At 65.0% G+C, this 17,962-nt stretch carries 16 protein-coding genes and 1 tRNA gene; 10 read left to right on the forward strand and 7 right to left on the reverse strand.

Annotation, left to right across the window (positions count from 1 at the left end; genetic code table 11):
• Positions 1-4 precede the first annotated feature (4 nt).
• Together cysS and rlmB are read left to right on the forward strand one after the other, a co-directional pair.
• Positions 5-1,429, forward strand: coding sequence for a cysteine--tRNA ligase (gene cysS / locus J5Y21_RS08190; protein ID WP_210574336.1), 1,425 nt, complete (start codon positions 5-7; stop codon positions 1,427-1,429).
• A gap of 3 nt (positions 1,430-1,432) precedes the next feature.
• Positions 1,433-2,374 carry a 23S rRNA (guanosine(2251)-2'-O)-methyltransferase RlmB gene (rlmB, locus tag J5Y21_RS08195; protein ID WP_210574338.1) on the forward strand — a complete coding sequence of 314 codons (942 nt, stop codon included), beginning with the start codon at positions 1,433-1,435 and terminating at the stop codon, positions 2,372-2,374.
• On the opposite strand, the gene J5Y21_RS08200 is transcribed toward rlmB, so the two are convergent.
• Complete coding sequence (locus tag J5Y21_RS08200) at positions 2,371-3,207, reverse strand: hypothetical protein (protein ID WP_210574340.1); 837 nt, start codon at positions 3,205-3,207, stop codon at positions 2,371-2,373. The two genes, rlmB and J5Y21_RS08200, sit on opposite strands and share 4 nt — an antisense overlap.
• Before the next feature lie 18 nt (positions 3,208-3,225).
• On the opposite strand from J5Y21_RS08200, the gene J5Y21_RS08205 reads away from it, so the two are divergent.
• On the forward strand, positions 3,226-4,329 hold the full coding sequence (locus J5Y21_RS08205; RefSeq protein ID WP_210574342.1) for a LacI family DNA-binding transcriptional regulator: 1,104 nt from the start codon (positions 3,226-3,228) through the stop codon (positions 4,327-4,329).
• Here the strand turns inward: J5Y21_RS08205 and otsB are convergent.
• From otsB to J5Y21_RS08230, 5 genes are read right to left on the reverse strand one after another with little or no spacing between them, the layout of a single operon-like run.
• Positions 4,289-5,065: a trehalose-phosphatase gene (gene otsB / locus J5Y21_RS08210; protein WP_210574344.1), complete on the reverse strand. Its 777-nt coding sequence runs from the start codon at positions 5,063-5,065 to the stop codon at positions 4,289-4,291. The two genes, J5Y21_RS08205 and otsB, sit on opposite strands and share 41 nt — an antisense overlap.
• The gene (locus J5Y21_RS08215) at positions 5,062-5,499 is read right to left on the reverse strand and encodes a hypothetical protein (protein ID WP_210574346.1); all 438 of its coding nucleotides are present in this window, start codon (positions 5,497-5,499) and stop codon (positions 5,062-5,064) included. Before J5Y21_RS08215 ends, otsB begins: the two co-directional genes overlap by 4 nt.
• Positions 5,496-6,818, reverse strand: a complete 1,323-nt coding sequence (locus J5Y21_RS08220) for a trehalose-6-phosphate synthase (protein ID WP_210574348.1) — start codon at positions 6,816-6,818, stop codon at positions 5,496-5,498. Before J5Y21_RS08220 ends, J5Y21_RS08215 begins: the two co-directional genes overlap by 4 nt.
• On the reverse strand, positions 6,808-7,233 hold the full coding sequence (locus tag J5Y21_RS08225; RefSeq protein ID WP_210574350.1) for a histone: 426 nt from the start codon (positions 7,231-7,233) through the stop codon (positions 6,808-6,810). Before J5Y21_RS08225 ends, J5Y21_RS08220 begins: the two co-directional genes overlap by 11 nt.
• A gap of 47 nt (positions 7,234-7,280) precedes the next feature.
• Positions 7,281-8,903: a threonine/serine exporter family protein gene (locus tag J5Y21_RS08230; RefSeq protein WP_246875089.1), complete on the reverse strand. Its 1,623-nt coding sequence runs from the start codon at positions 8,901-8,903 to the stop codon at positions 7,281-7,283.
• A 121-nt stretch (positions 8,904-9,024) separates the two neighbouring features.
• Here J5Y21_RS08230 and J5Y21_RS08235 point away from each other — a divergent pair.
• The 3 genes from J5Y21_RS08235 to J5Y21_RS08245 all read left to right on the forward strand — a co-directional run bounded on the left by J5Y21_RS08235 (position 9,025) and on the right by J5Y21_RS08245 (position 11,506).
• Positions 9,025-9,097: transfer RNA gene (locus J5Y21_RS08235), tRNA-Thr, on the forward strand.
• A gap of 223 nt (positions 9,098-9,320) precedes the next feature.
• Entirely contained in the window at positions 9,321-10,034 is a 714-nt protein-coding gene (locus J5Y21_RS08240; protein WP_210574351.1) for a response regulator transcription factor, read from the forward strand.
• Complete coding sequence (locus J5Y21_RS08245) at positions 10,034-11,506, forward strand: sensor histidine kinase (protein WP_210574352.1); 1,473 nt, start codon at positions 10,034-10,036, stop codon at positions 11,504-11,506. Before J5Y21_RS08240 ends, J5Y21_RS08245 begins: the two co-directional genes overlap by 1 nt.
• On the opposite strand, the gene J5Y21_RS08250 is transcribed toward J5Y21_RS08245, so the two are convergent.
• On the reverse strand, positions 11,503-11,928 hold the full coding sequence (locus tag J5Y21_RS08250; protein WP_210574353.1) for an HIT family protein: 426 nt from the start codon (positions 11,926-11,928) through the stop codon (positions 11,503-11,505). The two genes, J5Y21_RS08245 and J5Y21_RS08250, sit on opposite strands and share 4 nt — an antisense overlap.
• A gap of 31 nt (positions 11,929-11,959) precedes the next feature.
• Here J5Y21_RS08250 and purD point away from each other — a divergent pair, with 31 nt between their 5' ends.
• The 4 genes from purD (at position 11,960) to J5Y21_RS08270 (ending at position 17,952) form a co-directional block, all read left to right on the forward strand.
• Complete coding sequence (gene purD, locus J5Y21_RS08255; RefSeq protein ID WP_210574354.1) at positions 11,960-13,252, forward strand: phosphoribosylamine--glycine ligase; 1,293 nt, start codon at positions 11,960-11,962, stop codon at positions 13,250-13,252.
• A 197-nt stretch (positions 13,253-13,449) separates the two neighbouring features.
• On the forward strand, positions 13,450-14,892 hold the full coding sequence (gene purB, locus J5Y21_RS08260) for an adenylosuccinate lyase (RefSeq protein WP_210574356.1): 1,443 nt from the start codon (positions 13,450-13,452) through the stop codon (positions 14,890-14,892).
• A gap of 22 nt (positions 14,893-14,914) precedes the next feature.
• Positions 14,915-15,790: a phosphoribosylaminoimidazolesuccinocarboxamide synthase gene (locus J5Y21_RS08265; protein ID WP_210574358.1), complete on the forward strand. Its 876-nt coding sequence runs from the start codon at positions 14,915-14,917 to the stop codon at positions 15,788-15,790.
• A 26-nt stretch (positions 15,791-15,816) separates the two neighbouring features.
• Positions 15,817-17,952 carry a S9 family peptidase gene (locus J5Y21_RS08270; RefSeq protein ID WP_210574360.1) on the forward strand — a complete coding sequence of 712 codons (2,136 nt, stop codon included), beginning with the start codon at positions 15,817-15,819 and terminating at the stop codon, positions 17,950-17,952.
• Positions 17,953-17,962: the final 10 nt, after the last annotated feature.

The following is a 17,962-nucleotide window of genomic DNA, read 5'->3' on the forward strand; positions in this document are numbered from 1 at the left end:
GGTTGTGACTCAACGCATTTTCGACACCGCGACCCGCACTCTCCGCGATTTTGAGCCTGTCCGGAAGGGACATGTCTCGATGTACGTGTGCGGTGCGACGCCGCAGTCTTCGCCGCACATCGGGCACCTGCGGTCGGGCGTGGCGTTCGATATCGTGCGCCGTTGGTTCGAGGCGAACGGGCAGGATGTCGCGTTCGTGCGCAACGTGACGGATATCGACGACAAGATTCTCACCAAGGCCGCCGACAACGGCCGCCCGTGGTGGGAGTGGGTGTCCACGTACGAGCGCGAGTTCACGCGCGCGTACAACACGCTGGGTGTGCTGCCGCCGAGCGTGGAGCCGCGCGCGACGGGGTTCGTGACGCAGATGGTCGACTACATGCAGCGCTTGATGGACAACGGCTTCGCGTACGCGGCGGACGGTTCCGTCTACTTCGACGTCGCCGCGTGGGTCGCGGCGGAGGGGTCGGATTACGGTTCGCTGTCGGGCAACCGCGTCGAGGAGATGGAGCAGGGCGAGTCCGAGGTCCGCGGGAAGCGCGGTGCGCATGATTTCGCGTTGTGGAAAGCCGCGAAGCCGGGTGAGCCGAGCTGGCCGACGCCGTGGGGCGACGGGCGTCCGGGCTGGCATTTGGAGTGCTCGGCGATGTCCACCTGGTATCTCGGCGGGGAGTTCGATATTCACGGCGGCGGGCTCGACCTGCAGTTCCCGCACCACGAGAACGAGCAGGCGCAGTCCCACGCCGCGGGCGATGGCTTCGCGCGCTACTGGATGCACAACCACTGGGTGACCATGGCGGGCGAGAAGATGTCCAAGTCGCTGGGCAATGTGCTCAGCATCGACAACATGCTCGAAGACGTTCGCCCGGTCGAGTTGCGCTACTACCTCGGTTCCGCGCATTACCGCAGCGTGCTCGAGTATTCGCCGCCCGCTTTGCAGGAAGCGGCAGTCGCTTATCGACGAATCGAGGACCTCATCACCCGCACCTCCGCCACCGGCCCCGTCGAGCTGGGGCAGTGGACCCCTGCTTTCGAGGCCGCAATGAACGAGGACTTCGGCGTGCCCAAGGCGTTGGCCGAAATCCACACCACTGTCCGCACCGCGAATAAGGCTCTGGCGGACGGTGACGCGGAGCGTGCGCGTGAGCTCGCTGGTTCCGTGCGCGCGATGACGGCGGTGCTAGGCGTCGACCCAGTCGAATGGACCTCGCGCGGCGGGGTCGGTGCTGGTGGCGAGGGCTCCGCCGATTCCGCCGGCGCGCAGGAAGCCCTCGATGTGCTTGTCCGTGCGGAGCTCGAGCGCCGCGCGCAGGCCCGCGCCGACAAGGATTGGGCCACCGCTGACGAGGTGCGCGACCGTCTCGCTGCCGCCGGCATTGAAGTGACCGACACCGCTGACGGTGCGACGTGGGAGCTGAAGGGAAAATAAATCATGGCTAAGCCGTACGAACGTCCCGATAAGCAGAAGCGGAATAAGAAGGGCTCCACTAAGGGATCGGGTGGTCAGCGCCGCCGCGGTCTCGCAGGAAAGGGTCCGACCCCGAAGGCCGAGGACCGCGTCTACCACTCCGCGCACAAGAAGAAGCTGGAGCGGCAGCGCCGCGACTCTGGCCGTCATGAGCGCGAGCAGGCGGACCTGGTGGTCGGCCGTAACCCGGTGATCGAGTGTCTGCAGGCAAAGGTGCCGGCGGAAGCGCTGATCGTGGCGCAGGGAACGGGCCACGACGACCGTCTCAGCGAAGCGGTCCTCATCGCGAATACCCGGCAGATCCCGGTGCACGAGGTGCCGCGCCGGGAGCTCGACACCATGACCGGCAACGGTCTGCACCAGGGCATCGGCCTGAAGATCCAGCCGTACAAGTACGCCGACGTTTTCGACCTCATCGCCGACGTGAAAGAGCGCAACCAGACCGGCATGTTCGTGGTGCTCGACAACATCACGGACCCGCGTAACCTCGGCGCGGTGATCCGCTCGACGGCGGCATTCGGTGGCCACGGCGTCATCATTCCGGAGCGCCGTTCCGCGCAGGTCACAGGTGTCGCGTGGCGCACGTCGGCGGGCACCGCTGCGCGTTTGCCGGTCGCCCGCGCGACCAATATCACGCGCACGATCAAGCAGTTCAAGGACAACGGCTACATGGTCGTCGGCTTGGACGCGGGCGGGGAGCACACCCTGGACACCTTTCACGCGGCGACGGACCCGGTGGTCATCGTCGTGGGTTCCGAGGGCAAGGGCATTTCCCGGCTCGTGCGGGAGAATTGCGACGTCATCATGTCTATTCCCACCGAAGACTGGGTGGAGTCGCTTAACGCATCCGTCGCGGCAGGCGTCGTGCTCAGCGAGTTCGCGCGTCAGCGGCGCGTCGAGAGCTAAAGCCCAAAGAACTTAACGACGAGCTCCGCCCCCACCACCTTGTCCGTTCCCGGCCCGATTTTCTCGTCGAGCTGCTTGGGACTCGGGACGAGGTGACCCATGCCCTCGATGGACCACAGCTCGACGCTCGCGGACCGCGCAGGCGAGCCGGGCACACCAGGACCGAAGCGGTCGACGCGCACACCCTCGCCTGACCCCGAGGTGTGGTGCGCCGGATTCAGCCCGTTGAGCTCGGCGAAAAAGCGCGCGGAATCAATGGCGGAGCGGGCAGTTCCGCGGTTGGCTTTGCCGATGCCGGAATGCCCGCCCTCGTACGGAACGAGCGGGTCAGCAGTGCCTTGAACGCACAGGACAGGCACGGGAACCCAGTCGGGAAGAAGCGCAGCCATCTCCGGCAGCAAGTTGTCGTCGGTGGGCCACGCGGAGCCGAAGCAGGCGATGCCGTCGAGCATGCCGGGGCGCTCGAGCGCGAGACGTTGAATCATCGCGCCGCCGTTGGAGAATCCGCACCCGATCACGGGGCCGCGGGAGGTGGGGAGGAGGGAGGAGAGGAAAGAGGAGTCGTCGATAAGCAATTGGCGTGCTTGTTCCTGGAAGCCGACTCGGTGGTCATTGAAATGCCGCTCGACGCCGTCCGGGTAGATGACGATGCACCCGCGGTCCGCCAGCGCGTCGAATGTGTTGCCCGTGAAGCGGCGCGCGACGCTGCCGGACTGGAGCGAGCCGTGCAGGAAGAGGATCACGGGTGCGTCGGGCGCGGGGTCGTCGGGAAGCACTTCGGTGAAGCGGCGCTGCATGCCGTCGTGCTCGGTGGTGCGGCGGTTCACAATCACGCTGTATAGGGTAGTCACATGGCGCAAAGACGGGGCACGCTGGCATCGATCGCGGCGGAGGTGGGAGTGTCCCGCACGACCGTGTCGAATGCGTACAACCACCCCGACCAGCTCTCGCCCGAGCTGCGCGAGCGCATTCTGGCGGCGGCTCGGGCGCGCGGCTACACAGGGCCGGACCCGACGGCGCGCAGCTTGCGCACACGCCAAGCGGGGGCTGTCGGAGTGATTCTCACGGAGCACCTCGCGTACGCGTTCGAGGACCAGGCATCGATCGACTTCCTCGCCGGTTTGAGCGAGAGTTCCGCGGGCGCGGGCAACGCGCTCACCCTCATCCCGCTCGGCCCCAGCCAAGGCACGGGCATCAGCCCACTTGTCGCGAGCGCGCTTGTCGACGCCTTCGTCGTCTACTCCGTCCCCCAATCCGAACCCCACCTGGATGCTGTCCTCGCCCGCGGCGTACCCGTCGTGGTGTGCGATCAGCCGTACCCGGCAGACGGCGGCGCGTATGTGGGCATCGACGATGCGGAGGCGATCAAGCCGGCGGCGCGTGCCCTGGTGGAGGCGGGGCACCGCCACGTCGGGATCGTGGGCAAGCGACTGTTTTGCGACGAGTCCCGCGAAGGCGCCGTCACCCCGGCCGAAGTCGCCGACGCGGACATGCACGTTCAGCGAGGCCGCATCCAGGGTGCGCTGGAGGTTTTCGCGGAAGCGGGGATCGGGGAAGTGCCCATCGTGACGCGTCATTTCAACGACCACGCCTCAGCCGTCGACGCCGCACGCTCGCTTTTCGACGCCTCCCCCCATCTCACCGCCGTCCTCTGCACCACCGACTCCATGGCCCTCGGCGTCCTGGACTACTGCGCTTCCGCTGGCCTGGACGTGCCGGGGGATGTGTCTGTCACCGGTTTCGACGGCGTCGAGCAAGCCCTCGCCCGGGACCTGACCACGGTGGTGCAGCCCAATAAACAAAAGGGCGAGACCGTAGGGCGGGTACTCACCGAGCTGATTGAGGCCGCCGCGCAGGACTCTGGCCCGGCTGCGCAGACCCAACGTGGCCCGCAGGTTCTTCTCCCGACCGAATTCACGCCTGGGCGGACTGTCGCGCCGCCGCGAGAGCGGTGAGGAAGTTCGCGACCTCTGCAACCGAGCCGAGCTGGTAATTCGCGGCGGTGTCGTTGGGGCTGCTGGGGCGCTGGACTTTGATGCCGACGTCAGTGCCAGCAGTGTCGAGCACCGCGAGGGCGGTCTCGTCGGTCACGTCGTCGCCGGCGAAGAGAGTCGCAGCAAAGCGGGTCTTCTCGGCGGCGAGCCAGGTTCCTTTGGTGGTGTCGATGGCGGAGAATTCGACGACATTGTGTCCGGGGGTCACGGGGCGGCCGCCGGTGGGCAGGGCGAGGGCCTGTTGGAGAAGCGAAGCGGCGGTCTCAGGATCGGTTTCGGCGAGGGCGGCGACGTGAAGGACTCGTTGGTAGGGCTTGGATTCGACGAAGGGGGTGGGGTGGGCGTCGATAAGCTGCTCGAGTTCGGCCTGGATTGCGTCGAGGTACGCGCGGTCGTCGGCGCTGAGTGCGGGGCCACCGCTGGTGGGCTCGGCTCCATGCGAGCCGACGAGCGCGACGGGCGGGCCGAGCGGGCAGACGCGGCGCAGGCCGTCCAGGTGGCGGCCGGAGAGGATGGCGACGCTGGTGCCAGGCAGCCCCGCGAGCGTTTGCAGCGCGTCGATCGCACGCGGGTCCGGCGTGACGGCGTACGCGTCGGGGCGAAGTTCGCAGATGGTGCCGTCGAAATCCATGCAGATGAGCAGCGTTTCGGCGTGGGCGAGGTACGCGAGCGCGTCGTGCGGGTCGGGGAGCGTCATTGCGCGACCAATTTGATGGTGGGGCGGTCGAGGGCGTCGCTGCGGAGCTTGAGCGTGATCACGTCGTCGGTGAGGTGCGTGACGTCGAATTCGGCACCTTCGGTGAGCAGTCCGGTGAGTTGGTCGTGGACGCGGCGGGAGCCGCCGATGCAGTCTTCGCGGACATCGCCGACGCGCACGCCTTTCAGCTGCACGACACCGTCGTCGATCGAAGCGCCGGCTTGCAGCGGGGCGCACGCGGTGCGCGCGGTGAGCGATTCGGCGCCGAAGACGACGAGCGCGCGTCCGGCGGCGTCAGCTGGCACCGCGCCGGGGACGTCGGGATCGGTGTAGACGGCGGTGACTTCCCACGTGCGGCCGCCCAGGACATGATCGGGTTCGGCTGAGCATCCGGCGAGCAGCAGGCACGCGGCGATGGCGAGTGCGCGTTTCATCGTTTGACCTCCCGCAGCGCGTCGAGAAAGGAATCAGCCCAGCGCGTGACGTCGTGTTCCATGACGTGCGCGTGCATAGCCAGCATCGCATCACGGGCGTCAGAGCTATTTTGCTTATCGACGGCTCCCACGATCGCCCCCTTCACCGCCTCCACGTCGAAGGGGTTGCACAGGTGCGCGCGGTCGAGTTCTTCGGCAGCGCCTGCGAATTCGGACAAGACGAGTGCGCCACTGCCTTCGGGGTGGCAGGCGACATATTCTTTGGCCACGAGATTCATGCCGTCTTTGAACGGTGTGACCAGCATGATGTCGGCGGCGGAATAGTAGTCCCGCAGTTTCGACTTGGGGACCGAATGGTGCTCGTAGTGCACAACAGGGTTGCCGAGTGAACCGTAGCGGCCGTTGATGCGCCCGACAGCTTCCTCCACTCCAGCGCGGGTCTTTTTGTAGCTGGCGATGCGCTCTCGCGACGGCGTCGCCACCTGAATCATGGCGACGGAGTCGAGTCGGCCCTCCTCGAGCAGTTCCTCGATCGCGGTGAGACGCTGCAGGATGCCTTTGGTGTAGTCGAGGCGGTCCACTCCCAGCATCAGGGTGCGGGGGTTGGCGACAGAACCACGGACCTTGTCGATCGCCTCGTCGTCGGAGCGCCCGAATTCGGAGGTGTCGATGGAGATGGGGAAGGTGCCGGTGCGGGGCGTCGATAAGCTGCTTGTGGTGGCGATGTCCCGGAAGTTCTGCTCATCGCGTGCGCGCTGGAACCCGATGAGATCGGCGCCTTCGAGTCCGCGGAGCACCTCGTCGCGCCACGGCAACTGGCGGAAGAGATCCGGGCCGGGAAACGGAATGTGCAGGAAGAAGCCGATGGTCACATCGGGACGCAGCTTATGCAACAGCCCTGGGACGAGCTGTAGCTGGTAGTCCTGCACCCACACCGTCGCGCCAACCGCAGCGACCTTCGCCGCCTCGCGCGCGAATTTCTCGTTCACCGAGCGGTACCGCTGCCACCAGTGTCGATGATAAGCCGGTGTGACAATCAGGTCGTGGTACAGCGGCCACAAAGTGGAGTTGGAGAAGCCTTCGTAGAAGAGGTGAAAGTCATCGTCGTCAAGCTGAACTGGGTGGAGCGTGATGCCGTCGTTGTCGAACGGCTCGAAGCTCGCGTTCGGTGCCCCGGGCCAGCCCACCCAGCAGCCCTTGTTCGCCTTGAGTACGGGCGCGAGTGCCGCGACGAGTCCGCCCGGCGATGCCACCCACCGCCCGTCGACGTGATCGACCGGGAGGCGGTTCGCGACGACGACGAACTGGTTATCCCTCATCGCTGGCGGTCTTCTTGGCAGCCTTCTTCGTCGTCTTCTTGGTGGTCTTCTTCGCTGCCTTCTTGGCAGTCTTCTTCGTCGACTTCTTCTTTGCTGTCTTCTTGGCGGTCTTCTTCGTCGACTTCTTCTTCGACGCCTTTTTGGTGGACTTCTTCTTCGTGGCCTTCTTCGTCGTCTTCTTGGCCGTGGAGCCTTCCTCCTCAGCCTCCGCGATCTCCGCCTCGAAGTCCTCAGCGAAGCGCTTGTACACCAAGCCCTGCGGCTCGATGCCGAGCATGCACATGAGCGTCACACCGTCGACAAGATCGTCCGCGTACGTGGCCACGATGCGGCGTGCGCCAGAAGCCGTCTGCTCCTCGACCGTGTGGACGGCTGCATCCGGGTTGGGGCGGCTGTCGGTGATCTTTGGGGGCACGAAAAACCTCCTGGGGTCTTGCCGGGCGGTGAACAGATTTGACCCGTTTATTCTACGCCATCGCCGCCTGTGCTGGGCGGGGTGGCCGGGTTCTGCTTCGGGTGCTTCTTCGCCAGGGGATTTTTGATCGGCATGTGCATCTTGGGCACGGGCTTCTTCGGATGCTTCTTGGCGGGCTTTTGCGGAGCCTGCTTTTTAGCCAATTCTTTCTTCGCCTGGTTGCGGGCGATCTGCTCGGCGCGGCGACGCATTGCCGCTTGCTCCGCGCGGCGGATCTGCTGGAAGGTGATGCGGCCCGCGGCGCGGAAGGCGTTGTAGGGGTTGAACATCTGCGGACGGCGGATGCGGCGGGCGATCCACTCGCCGAGGACCACGCCGCCGGCGAGGGCCATGCAGGTGCTCACGGCGATGAAGATATTGTTCAGGCCCAGCACGGTTTGGTCGTTGAGCAGGGCGTACATGCCGCGGTACACGCCGGAACCCGGCAGGAAGGGAGTGACGCCGGCGACTTCCACGATCAAAGGGGCGATCAAGTAGCGGCGGGCAATCAAACCACCGGCGAGACCGACCATGATCGCGCACAGAGCGGTGGCGAACAGGCGGCCGGACCCGAAGGGGATCAGCACCGCGTAGTAAGTAAAGCCGCCGAAGAAGGCGGTCGCGGCAGTCGCGATGATGGCGGGGACCTCCGCATACACCGCCAGAGCGAAACCAGCTGCGGCGAACACGCCGCCGAGGCTGCGCACGATGGCGGAGCCGTACGTCGGGGTCGGCGGTTGCGTCTCAATCGGGGGAAGGCCAGCACCGAATAAGTCGGCGATCTGGATGCCGCCGGCCACGCCGGCGATGATCGCGCCGGTGAACAACACCGCCTGGAAGAAGCGGCCGCTGGCGGTGACGGGGGAGCCGGTCACACCGTCCTGAAGCGACTGGACCAGCGTCAAACCGGCCAGCAGGACGATAATGCCGGTGGCGATGACCTGGCTGGGCACGATCGTGGTGCCAGCGCGGGATGCCAACGAATAGAACACCGCAGCCGGAACCGTGGCCATGAAGCCGCCGACGACGCAGTGGTAAAAATACGGCAGCTCGTTTTTGCCCATCCACGCATTGATCACGGTGATCAACGATGCGGTCACGGCGCCCAGAACCGACATGAGCAGGTCGCCGCCGAGCAGAATCGCGATGGACGCACCCATGATCGCCCAACCGGCAATGGACACCCACTTCGGGTACGGCGGAGCAGCAGCATCGAGCTCGTCGAGAATCTTCTCCGCGATTTCCGGCGGCGTCGCACCCGCACGGATGGAGCGGATCAGGCGGTCGACCTCCTGGAGCTTGGAGAAATTTTCCGACATGTCCGTGACCACACGGAACACGTTCACCGGCTGCTTGCGTACGGTGCCGATCACGGAATTGATCGTGATCGTGTTCATCGTGATGTCCACATGGCAGTAGTGCAGACCGTACGAGGACGTGACGGCGTGAATCTGCGCCTTCGCATCCGAACTGGTCGTGCCATTGGCAATGAGGATCTCGCCGACGCGCGCGCCGATCGTCATCACAGCCGCGACCTGGGTGGGGTCTGTCAGATCGACAGGCGCCAGGACTGAAGGCGGCGGAGACGTGCGCGCCTGGTCGATGGTCGCGACCGGGTTATCGGTGCGCATCGACTCACGCATACTCTTGAACAGCGGTGCCACACCGTCACACTATCCGCCCGTGCTGTGTGGCGCGAGGAAAGGCCCCTTTTGTGGACAGGGCAGATCTGCTTGTAGAATCTCGCGCAGTGCTGGAGTGGCGCAATCGGTAGCGCAACGGTCTTGTAAACCGTAGGTTGCGAGTTCAAGTCTCGTCTCCAGCTCAAAGGGAACCCCGGTCAGGCTCGTTGTCTGGCTGGGGTTTCACGTTGGCGGGCGAGGGTGGCGGCGGTGCTAGCTAATGTCGGAGGAACTCCCCCGGCAAGCCGAAACAGAGGTACAGTCGGCATTCAGGAAACGTTCAGTCTCCGATTGTTAAATAGGTCATTCACGCGTGGCGTGCTTTTGGGAAGCGTGCCACCACATTCAACGAAGAAAGAGACTGCCATGGCTGATACGCCTACTCCGCAAAACGTCAAGGTGCTCGTTGTCGATGATGAGCCGAATATTGTCGAGCTGCTCACGGTGTCCCTGAAATTCCAGGGTTTCGATGTTGAGGCTGCGGAGTCCGGCCAGGAGGCGCTGAAGATGGCGCGCGAGCTGAAGCCGGACGCCTACATCCTCGATGTGATGATGCCGGGGATGGACGGTTTCGAGCTGCTGGGCAAGCTGCGCGGCGAAGGCCTCGACGCGCCGGTGCTGTTCCTCACCGCGAAGGACGGGGTGGAGGACCGGATCCACGGCCTGACCATCGGCGCGGATGATTATGTGACGAAGCCGTTCTCGCTCGAGGAAGTCATCACGCGTCTGCGCGTCATTCTGCGCCGCGGCAATGTCGCCGAGGGGGAGACGGAAGATGCGACGATCCGTTACGCAGATTTGACGCTTAACGACGAAACGCATGAGGTCACCAAGGACGGCCAGATCGTCGAGCTGTCGCCGACGGAGTTCAATCTCCTCCGCTACTTGATGCTGAACGCCGAGGTGGTGCTGTCCAAGGCGAAGATTTTGGACAACGTGTGGCACTACGATTTCGGCGGCGACGGCAACGTCGTGGAGTCTTATATCTCGTACCTGCGCCGCAAGGTGGACACGGGTGATACGCCGCTGATTCACACCGTCCGCGGCGTGGGCTACGTGCTGCGTACTCCGCGCCAATAATGGCGTCGCCGAGATTGGAGCCAGCTCCGGCGAAGCTCAGCCGCTTGGTCAGGAACCGTGTGCCCACGTTGCGTGTGCGCACACGGTTGTTGATCATTCTCATGGTGATCTCGGGGCTGGGGTTGACGGGCATGTCGGTCGCGGTGTGGGGGCTCACCCGGGACCAGACGTACGAGCGGGTGGACAAGGATCTCCGCAGAGGCTTGACGACGTGGGCTCTAAGCCCCGAGATCCGCAAATCCTCCCCGGATACGTATTTGCCCAGTCAGTTCATTCTCATGACGGCTGTGCCGGGGCATCCTCCGCGCATCGACAATATCGGCGGGTGCTATCCGCGGCTGTCTGAGCTGGTTTTCGACCGCCGCCCCCGGACCGTCGGCGCGGAGTGCATCATCGACCAGAAGGAAGGCCTGAAATTCCGGGTCATTGCTATTCAGGCTCCCGATGGAACATCGACTGTGGTGGCCAAGTCGCTCGAGCAGGAGAGCGGGATGCTGGAGTCGCTGGCGGCGGTGTTGGCGTCGATAAGCTTGCTTGTTTTGGCGATGATGGGCGTTGCCGGAACCTTCTTTGTGCGCCGTGCGTTGCTGCCGCTGAAGGATCTGGAGTACACCGCTTTGGCGATCGCCGACGGAAATATTGATTCCCGTGCCCCCGCGTGGCCGCGTGATACCGAATTCGGGCGCCTGTCGTACGCGATGAACACGATGGTCAGCCAGCTGCAAGAGACGCTTGATGAATCCCGCGCGAAAGAGGAGCAGATGCGCCGTTTCGTCGGCGACGCGTCCCATGAGCTGCGCACGCCGCTGACCAGTGTCCGCGGCTACACCGAGCTGTACCGCGCCGGCGCGACCGACGACGCCGACATGGTCTTGAGCAAGATCGACGAAGAATCTGCGCGCATGAAACTCCTCGTCGAAGATCTGCTGGCGCTCACTCGCGCCGAAGGCTCCCGCCTCGAGATGCGCACCGTCGACGTCCTCGAACTCGTGCTGTCCGTGAGTAGCTCCGCGCACGCCGCATTCCCCGGGCGGACCCTTGAAGTCGAGAACGCCGCCGCCGATATTCCCGTGGTCTCTGGCGATCCTGACCGCCTCCACCAGGTGCTGATCAACCTGGTCACCAACGCTTTCAAGCATGCCGGTGAGGACGCTGCCGTGAAGATCACCATCCGCGAATACCTCGACAATGTCTACATCGACGTCACCGACAACGGCTGCGGCTTGGCCCCCGAGGATGCCGACCATATCTTCGAGCGCTTCTACCGCGCCGACTCCTCGCGCAATCGCTCGAAGAGTTCCGGCGGCTCTGGGCTGGGCCTTGCGATCACCAAATCCATCGTCGAGCAGCACGGTGGCGCGATCACGGTGCGATCCGTGCTTGGCGAAGGCTCCAAATTCACCGTCAGCCTCCCGCGCCTGGAGAGCGCCGCCGGGAACAGCAGCGCTGAGGAGCCGTCGAGCGAGGCCTAGCTGCGGCGGCCGTCTTCGCCGGTGCCGAGCTCTGCGCGGAGCTTCTCGGCGGCGGCGTCCATCTCTGCCGGGTCGGTGTCGTCGACACGCATGATGTTCTGCAGGCTGTAGCCCGACATGTCGTTGGCGGGGAAGACGTGAATGTGCGCGTGCGGGACCTCGAACCCTGCAATGAGGTAGCCGGCGCGATGCGAGCCGAATGCCTTGATCACGGCATTGCCGATCTCCTGCGCGACCTCGTTGGCGTGCAGCCAGATCTCCGGCTCGAGGTCCGTCCACTTGTCCACCTCGGCGACCGGAACCACGAGGGTGTGGCCGTACGCGACTGGCTCGATGGTCAAAAATGCGGCGACGGTCTCGTCGCGGTAGATGAAGCGGCCGGGGATCTCCCCGTTGATGATCTTGGTGAAGACTGTGCTCATGCCCGCCAAGGGTAGCGATACTATGGGCCGCATGCGCATCCTTGTGATCGGTTCGGGCGGCCGCGAACACGCCCTAGTCCATGCACTGAACGGCAATGCTGGTGCGGCTGGCGCTGGCGCGGGTGAGCACGAGCTGCACGTCGCGCCGGGCAACGCCGGTATCGCGGGTCTGGCTACGCAGCACGCGCTGGACGTGACCGACGGGGCCGCTACGGTGGCGCTGGCTCGTGAAATCGGGGCGGATCTCGTGGTCATCGGACCGGAGCAGCCGCTCGTCGCAGGCGTCGCCGACGCCCTGCGTGAGGCCGGCATCGCCGTGTTCGGCCCGTCGAAGGCGGCTGCGGCGCTCGAGGGATCCAAGGCGTTCGCGAAGGACGTCATGGCTGCGGCTGGTGTGCGCACCGCCGATGCCCGGCAGGTGACGGACGCCGCGGACATCGATGCCGCTCTTGACGCTTTCGGCCCCACGTACGTGGTCAAAGACGACGGTCTGGCCGGCGGCAAGGGCGTCGTGGTCACTCCGGACCGCGCCGCCGCGCGTGAGCACGCGGAGTCGGTACTGGCGGCAGGCAACCCCGTGCTTTTCGAGTCCTTCCTGGAAGGCCCCGAAGTCTCTCTGTTCTGCCTCGTCGACGGCGAGACCGTCGTGCCCCTGCTGCCCGCGCAAGACCACAAGCGCGCTTACGACAACGACGAAGGCCCTAACACCGGCGGTATGGGCGCCTACACGCCGCTGCCGTGGTTGCCGGAGAATGGTGTGCAGCGCATTGTCGACGAGGTCGTCGCTCCCGTCGCCGCCGAGATGGTCCGCCGCGGTACCCCGTATTCCGGTCTGCTGTACGCCGGTCTGGCGTGGGGTGCAGAAGGCCCGGCCGTGGTAGAGTTCAATGCCCGCTTCGGGGACCCGGAGACGCAGGCTGTTCTCGCGCTGCTCAACACCCCGCTCGCCGAGGTCCTCTACGCCACCGCCACCGGCACGCTCCACGAGATCGAGCCGCTGGACTGGCAGGACGGTTTCGCCGTCACCGTGGTGCTTGCCGCTGAGGGTTACCCGGCCAGCCCGCGCAAGGGCGACGCGATCACCGCAGAAGGCGAGCTTCTCGACGACCCCGCCCACGTACTCCACGCCGGTACCTCTAGCGAAGGCACCGGCTACGTGTCTGCCGGCGGCCGCGTCCTCAACGTCATCGGAACCGGCGCGAGCTTGGAAGAGGCGGTGTCCTCGGCATACGAGACCATTGAGCGGATTGACCTGGCCGGGTCCTTCTACCGCCGCGATATCGCCCGCCCGGCGATCGACGGCCAGATCTCGGTAGGCGGCTAGCTCCGCATCCGGGCCGCGGTTTCAGGCCGACGGCACGTGCACCCGGACAAGGGCAGCGAGGGGTCTGGATTCAGACGACAAATTCACCGCGGCAACAAAAATTGACCTGGGGTTTTGCCGGGGAGAGCGGCGCGAAGTCAATCTAGATCCAGCGGCCCCCGGAAGCCCCAGCCCCGTCCCCGGGACGACGTGCGATAATGGGGCGCGTGACTGACATGAAACCCCGTAATGCGAATGTCCTGTCCAACCGCTACGCGTCGGCCGAAATGGCGACGCTGTGGAGCGCGGAGCACAAGATCATCCTGGAGCGCCAGCTCTGGATCGCGGTGATGCGCGCGCAGCGTGATTTGGGCATCGATATCCCGGAGGAGGCGATCGCGGCCTACGAGCAGGTCGTGGACCAGGTGGATCTGGACTCCATTGCCGAACGCGAGCGGGTGACCCGCCACGACGTGAAGGCGCGCATCGAGGAGTTCAACGCGCTGGCGGGCCACGAGCACATCCATAAGGGGATGACCAGCCGCGACCTGACCGAGAATGTCGAGCAGCTGCAGATCTACCGCTCGCTCGAGCTGGTGCGGGGTCGCGCGGTTGCGGTGCTCAACGCCATCGGCAACCGGGCGGGCGAATACCGCTCGCTGGTCATGGCGGGCCGCTCCCACAACGTGGCAGCGCAGGCGACGACGCTGGGCAAGCGTTTCGCGTCGGCCGCCGACGAGATGCTGGTGGCCCTCGACCGCATCGAGGACCTGCTGGGCCGCTACCCACTGCGCGGCATCAAGGGCCCGATGGGCACGGCGCAGGACATGCTCGACCTGGTCGGCGGGGATGAGGCGAAGCTGAATCAGCTGGAGCAGGCCATCGCGCAGCACTTGGGCTTTGAGCGCATCTTCGATTCGGTGGGCCAGATCTACCCGCGCTCACTCGACTTCGACGCGGTGTCCGCCCTGGTGCAGCTGGGTGCTGGCCCGTCGAGCCTCGCCACCACGATCCGCCTGATGGCCGGCAACGAGACCGTGACGGAGGGCTTCAAGGAAGGCCAGGTCGGCTCGTCCGCGATGCCGCACAAGATGAACGCCCGATCCTGCGAGCGCGTCGGCGGCTTCCAGGTGATTCTGCGCGGCTACCTCACCATGGTGGGAGATCTTTCCGGCCAGCAGTGGAATGAGGGCGACGTGTTCTGCTCCGTGGTGCGTCGTGTCGCGCTGCCGGATGCGTTCTTCGCCATCGACGGCATGATGGAGACATTCCTCACGGTGCTCGCGGAATTCGGTGCGTTCCCGGCGATGATCAACCGCGAACTGGACCGCTACCTGCCGTTCTTGGCCACCACGCGCATCCTCATGGCCAGCGTCCGCGCAGGCGTCGGCCGCGAGACGGCGCACGAGGTGATCAAGGAGCACGCCGTGGCGATGGCGCTAGACATGCGAGAGAACGGTGCAGAGCAGAACCTGGTGCAGCGTCTCGCGGGCGACGACCGTCTGCCGCTCGACCAGGAGCAGCTGCAAGCGGCACTCGAGGACCGCCACGCATTCATCGGCGCGGCGGAGTCGCAGGTGGACAATGTCTTGGCGCGCATTCAGACCTGGGCGAATAAGTATCCGGAGGCTGCTGGCTACACTCCAGGAGAGATCCTGTAGCCGGGCGCGTAACATCGCACGCATGCGTCCAGAGCTTTCTGACTACAACCATCTTTCCGCCGGCAAGGTCCGTGAGATCTACGGGATCGACGACGACACCTTGCTGATGGTGGCCACCGACCGCATTTCCGCATTCGATTACGCACTTGAGCCGGAGATCCCGGACAAGGGCAAGATTCTCACCTACACCAGTGAGTTCTTCTTCGATCTGCTCGACGAGTTCCCGAACCACCTCGCAGGCCCGCTCGACGATGAGCGGATCCCGGAGGAGGTCCTCGGCTCCGCCTTCGTGGTGAAGAAGCTCGAGATGATCCCGTTCGAGTGCGTGGCCCGCGGCTACCTGACGGGCTCGGGCAGGAAGGAATACGACAGCAACGGCGCGGTATGCGGTGTCACCCTGCCAGAAGGGCTGCGGGAAGCGTCGAAGTTGCCGGAGCCGGTTTTCACCCCTGCCACGAAGGCGGAGCAGGGGGAGCACGATGAGAATGTGCGGTTTGAGTACGTCGTCAAGCATGTCGGCGAGGAGCTCGCGGAGAAGATGCGCGCAACGACGCTGGAAATCTACTCGCGCGCCGCGGAATACGCGGAGTCGCGCGGGATCATCCTGGCGGACACGAAGCTCGAGTTCGGTTTGGACAAAGACGGCACGCTGGTGCTCGCGGATGAGGTGTTGACGCCGGATTCGTCGCGCTACTGGCCTGCGGATTCGTATGAGGAGGGCAAGAGCCAGCCGAGCTTCGACAAGCAGTTCGTGCGCAATTGGCTCACAGGCCCGAAGTCGGGTTGGGATCCGAAGGAGGGGACGCCGCCGCCGGAGCTTCCGGGCTCTGTCGTGGAGGCCACGCGCGACCGCTACATCGAGGCGTACGAGCGTCTGTCGGGCCGTAAGTTCGCTTAAGCGCGCGGGCGCTACCATCGGTGGGCATGAGTGAAACGCCCACAGCACCTGTAGCAGCGAAGCACCCGATCACGCGCACGTTCCACGGCCGTAAGTTCGTGGATGATTACGAGTGGTTGCGCGACAAAGAGTCGCCGGAAACGCTCGCGTATCTCGAGGCGGAGAATGCCTACACGAAGCAGCAGACGGCGCACCTCGACGGCCTGACGGACGCGATTTACAACGAGATCAAGTCGCGTGTGAAGGAGACGGATATGTCCGTCCCGCAACGCCAGGGCGACTGGTGGTACTACGGCCGCACGGAGGAGGGCAAGAGCTACGGCATCAGCTGCCGCGTGCCCGTCGCGGACGGGAGTGATCCGTGGGTGCCGCCGACGCTGCCCGAGGATGGTTCCGGGTTGCCGGGCGAGCAGGTTTTGCTCGATTTCAATGCGCTCGCTAAGGGGCACGAGTTCTTCTCGGTGGGCGCGTCGAGCGTAAGCACGTCGGGCCGTTACCTCGCGTTTTCCACGGACATCCGCGGCGACGAGCGCTTCGATCTCAAGGTCAAGGATCTCGAGACGGAGCAATTGCTTGACGACGAGATCCCCGGTGTCTTCTACGGCGCCACCTGGGCCGGTGAGGACCACATCTTCTATATCCGTGTCGACGATGCGTGGCGCCCGCACCAGGTGTGGCGCCACAAGCTGGGCACTGATGCCGCAGATGACGTGCTCGTTTACGAAGAGACCGACGAGAAATTCGGTGTCGGCGTGGCAGCGGACCGTTCCGAGCGCTACATCTTCATCGTCTCCGCGTCGTCGCTGACCACTGAGTACCGAGTGCTGCCCATGGATGACCCAGAGGGTGAATTCGAGGTGCTTTGGCCTCGCGAGCCGGGCGTGGAGTACAACGTGGACGTTGCCGTCCTCGAGCAGGACGGCAAGGAAGAAGAACGGTGGGTTGTCACCCACAACGCGCACGGCCCGAATTCCTCGGTGGGCGTCTGCGCGGCAGGCGCGGAGCTTCCGCCGCTGCGCGAGCTGACGGAGCTCATGCCGCACAGCGACGAGGTGCGCATCGAGGGCACGGATTCCTACCGCGACTTCATTTTCGCAGCTTATCGACGCGGCGGGATCGGCCGCCTCGCCGTCGCCGACCTGACGGAAGGCGAGTTCGGCGACTTCCGTGAGCTGGAATTCGACGAGGAGCTCTACACTGCAGGGCTTGCCGGCAACCCGGAGTGGGATGCACCGGTGGTGCGCATCAGCTACACCTCATTCACCCAGCCGGCGCAGGTGCTCGACTACCGCGTCGCCACCGGCGAGCTCACACTGCTCAAGGAGCAGGAAGTCCGCGGCGGCTACAACCCGGAAGACTACGTCGCCGAGCGCATGTGGGCCACGGCCGATGACGGGACCAAGGTGCCGATGTCGGTGGTGAGGAGGGCAGATGTGGACGTCGATAAGCCTGCTCCTTGCTTGCTCTACGGGTACGGCTCCTACGAAGCGTCGACGGATCCTGGCTTCTCGGTGGCGCGGCTGAGCTTGCTCGACCGCGGCATGGTGTGGGTGTGCGCGCACGTGCGCGGCGGCGGCGAGATGGGGCGCCTGTGGTACGACAACGGCAAGATGCTGACGAAGAAGAATACGTTCAGCGACTTCGTGGCCTGCGCCGATACGCTTATCGACGCTGGCCTCACCACCCCAGAAATGCTCGTCGCCGAGGGCGGGTCCGCCGGTGGCCTGCTCATGGGGGCTGTGGCGAATCTCGCGCCTGAGAAATTCGCCGGCATCCAGGCGATCGTGCCGTTCGTCGACCCGCTGACCTCGATTTTGAAACCGGAACTCCCGCTGACTGTCGGCGAATGGGAGGAATGGGGCGACCCGTACCACGACCCCGAGGTCTACGACTACATGGCCACGTATGCGCCGTACGAGAATGTCGAAGCGAAGGATTACCCGAATATTCTCGCTGTCACCAGTATCAACGACACCCGTGTGCTGTATGTCGAGCCCGCGAAGTGGATCGCGAAGCTGCGCGCGACAGCGACCGGCGGACAATTCCTGCTCAAGACCGAGATGGCTGCTGGCCATGGCGGTGTCTCAGGCCGTTACGCGAAGTGGAAGCAGACCGCGTTCGAGTACGCGTGGACGCTGCATACAGCGGGCGCGGTGGGGTAGCTCGCCGAGC

The organism is Corynebacterium sp. Marseille-P3884 (assembly GCF_017942225.1).
In the GTDB taxonomy this organism is placed as follows: Bacteria; Actinomycetota; Actinomycetes; order Mycobacteriales; family Mycobacteriaceae; genus Corynebacterium.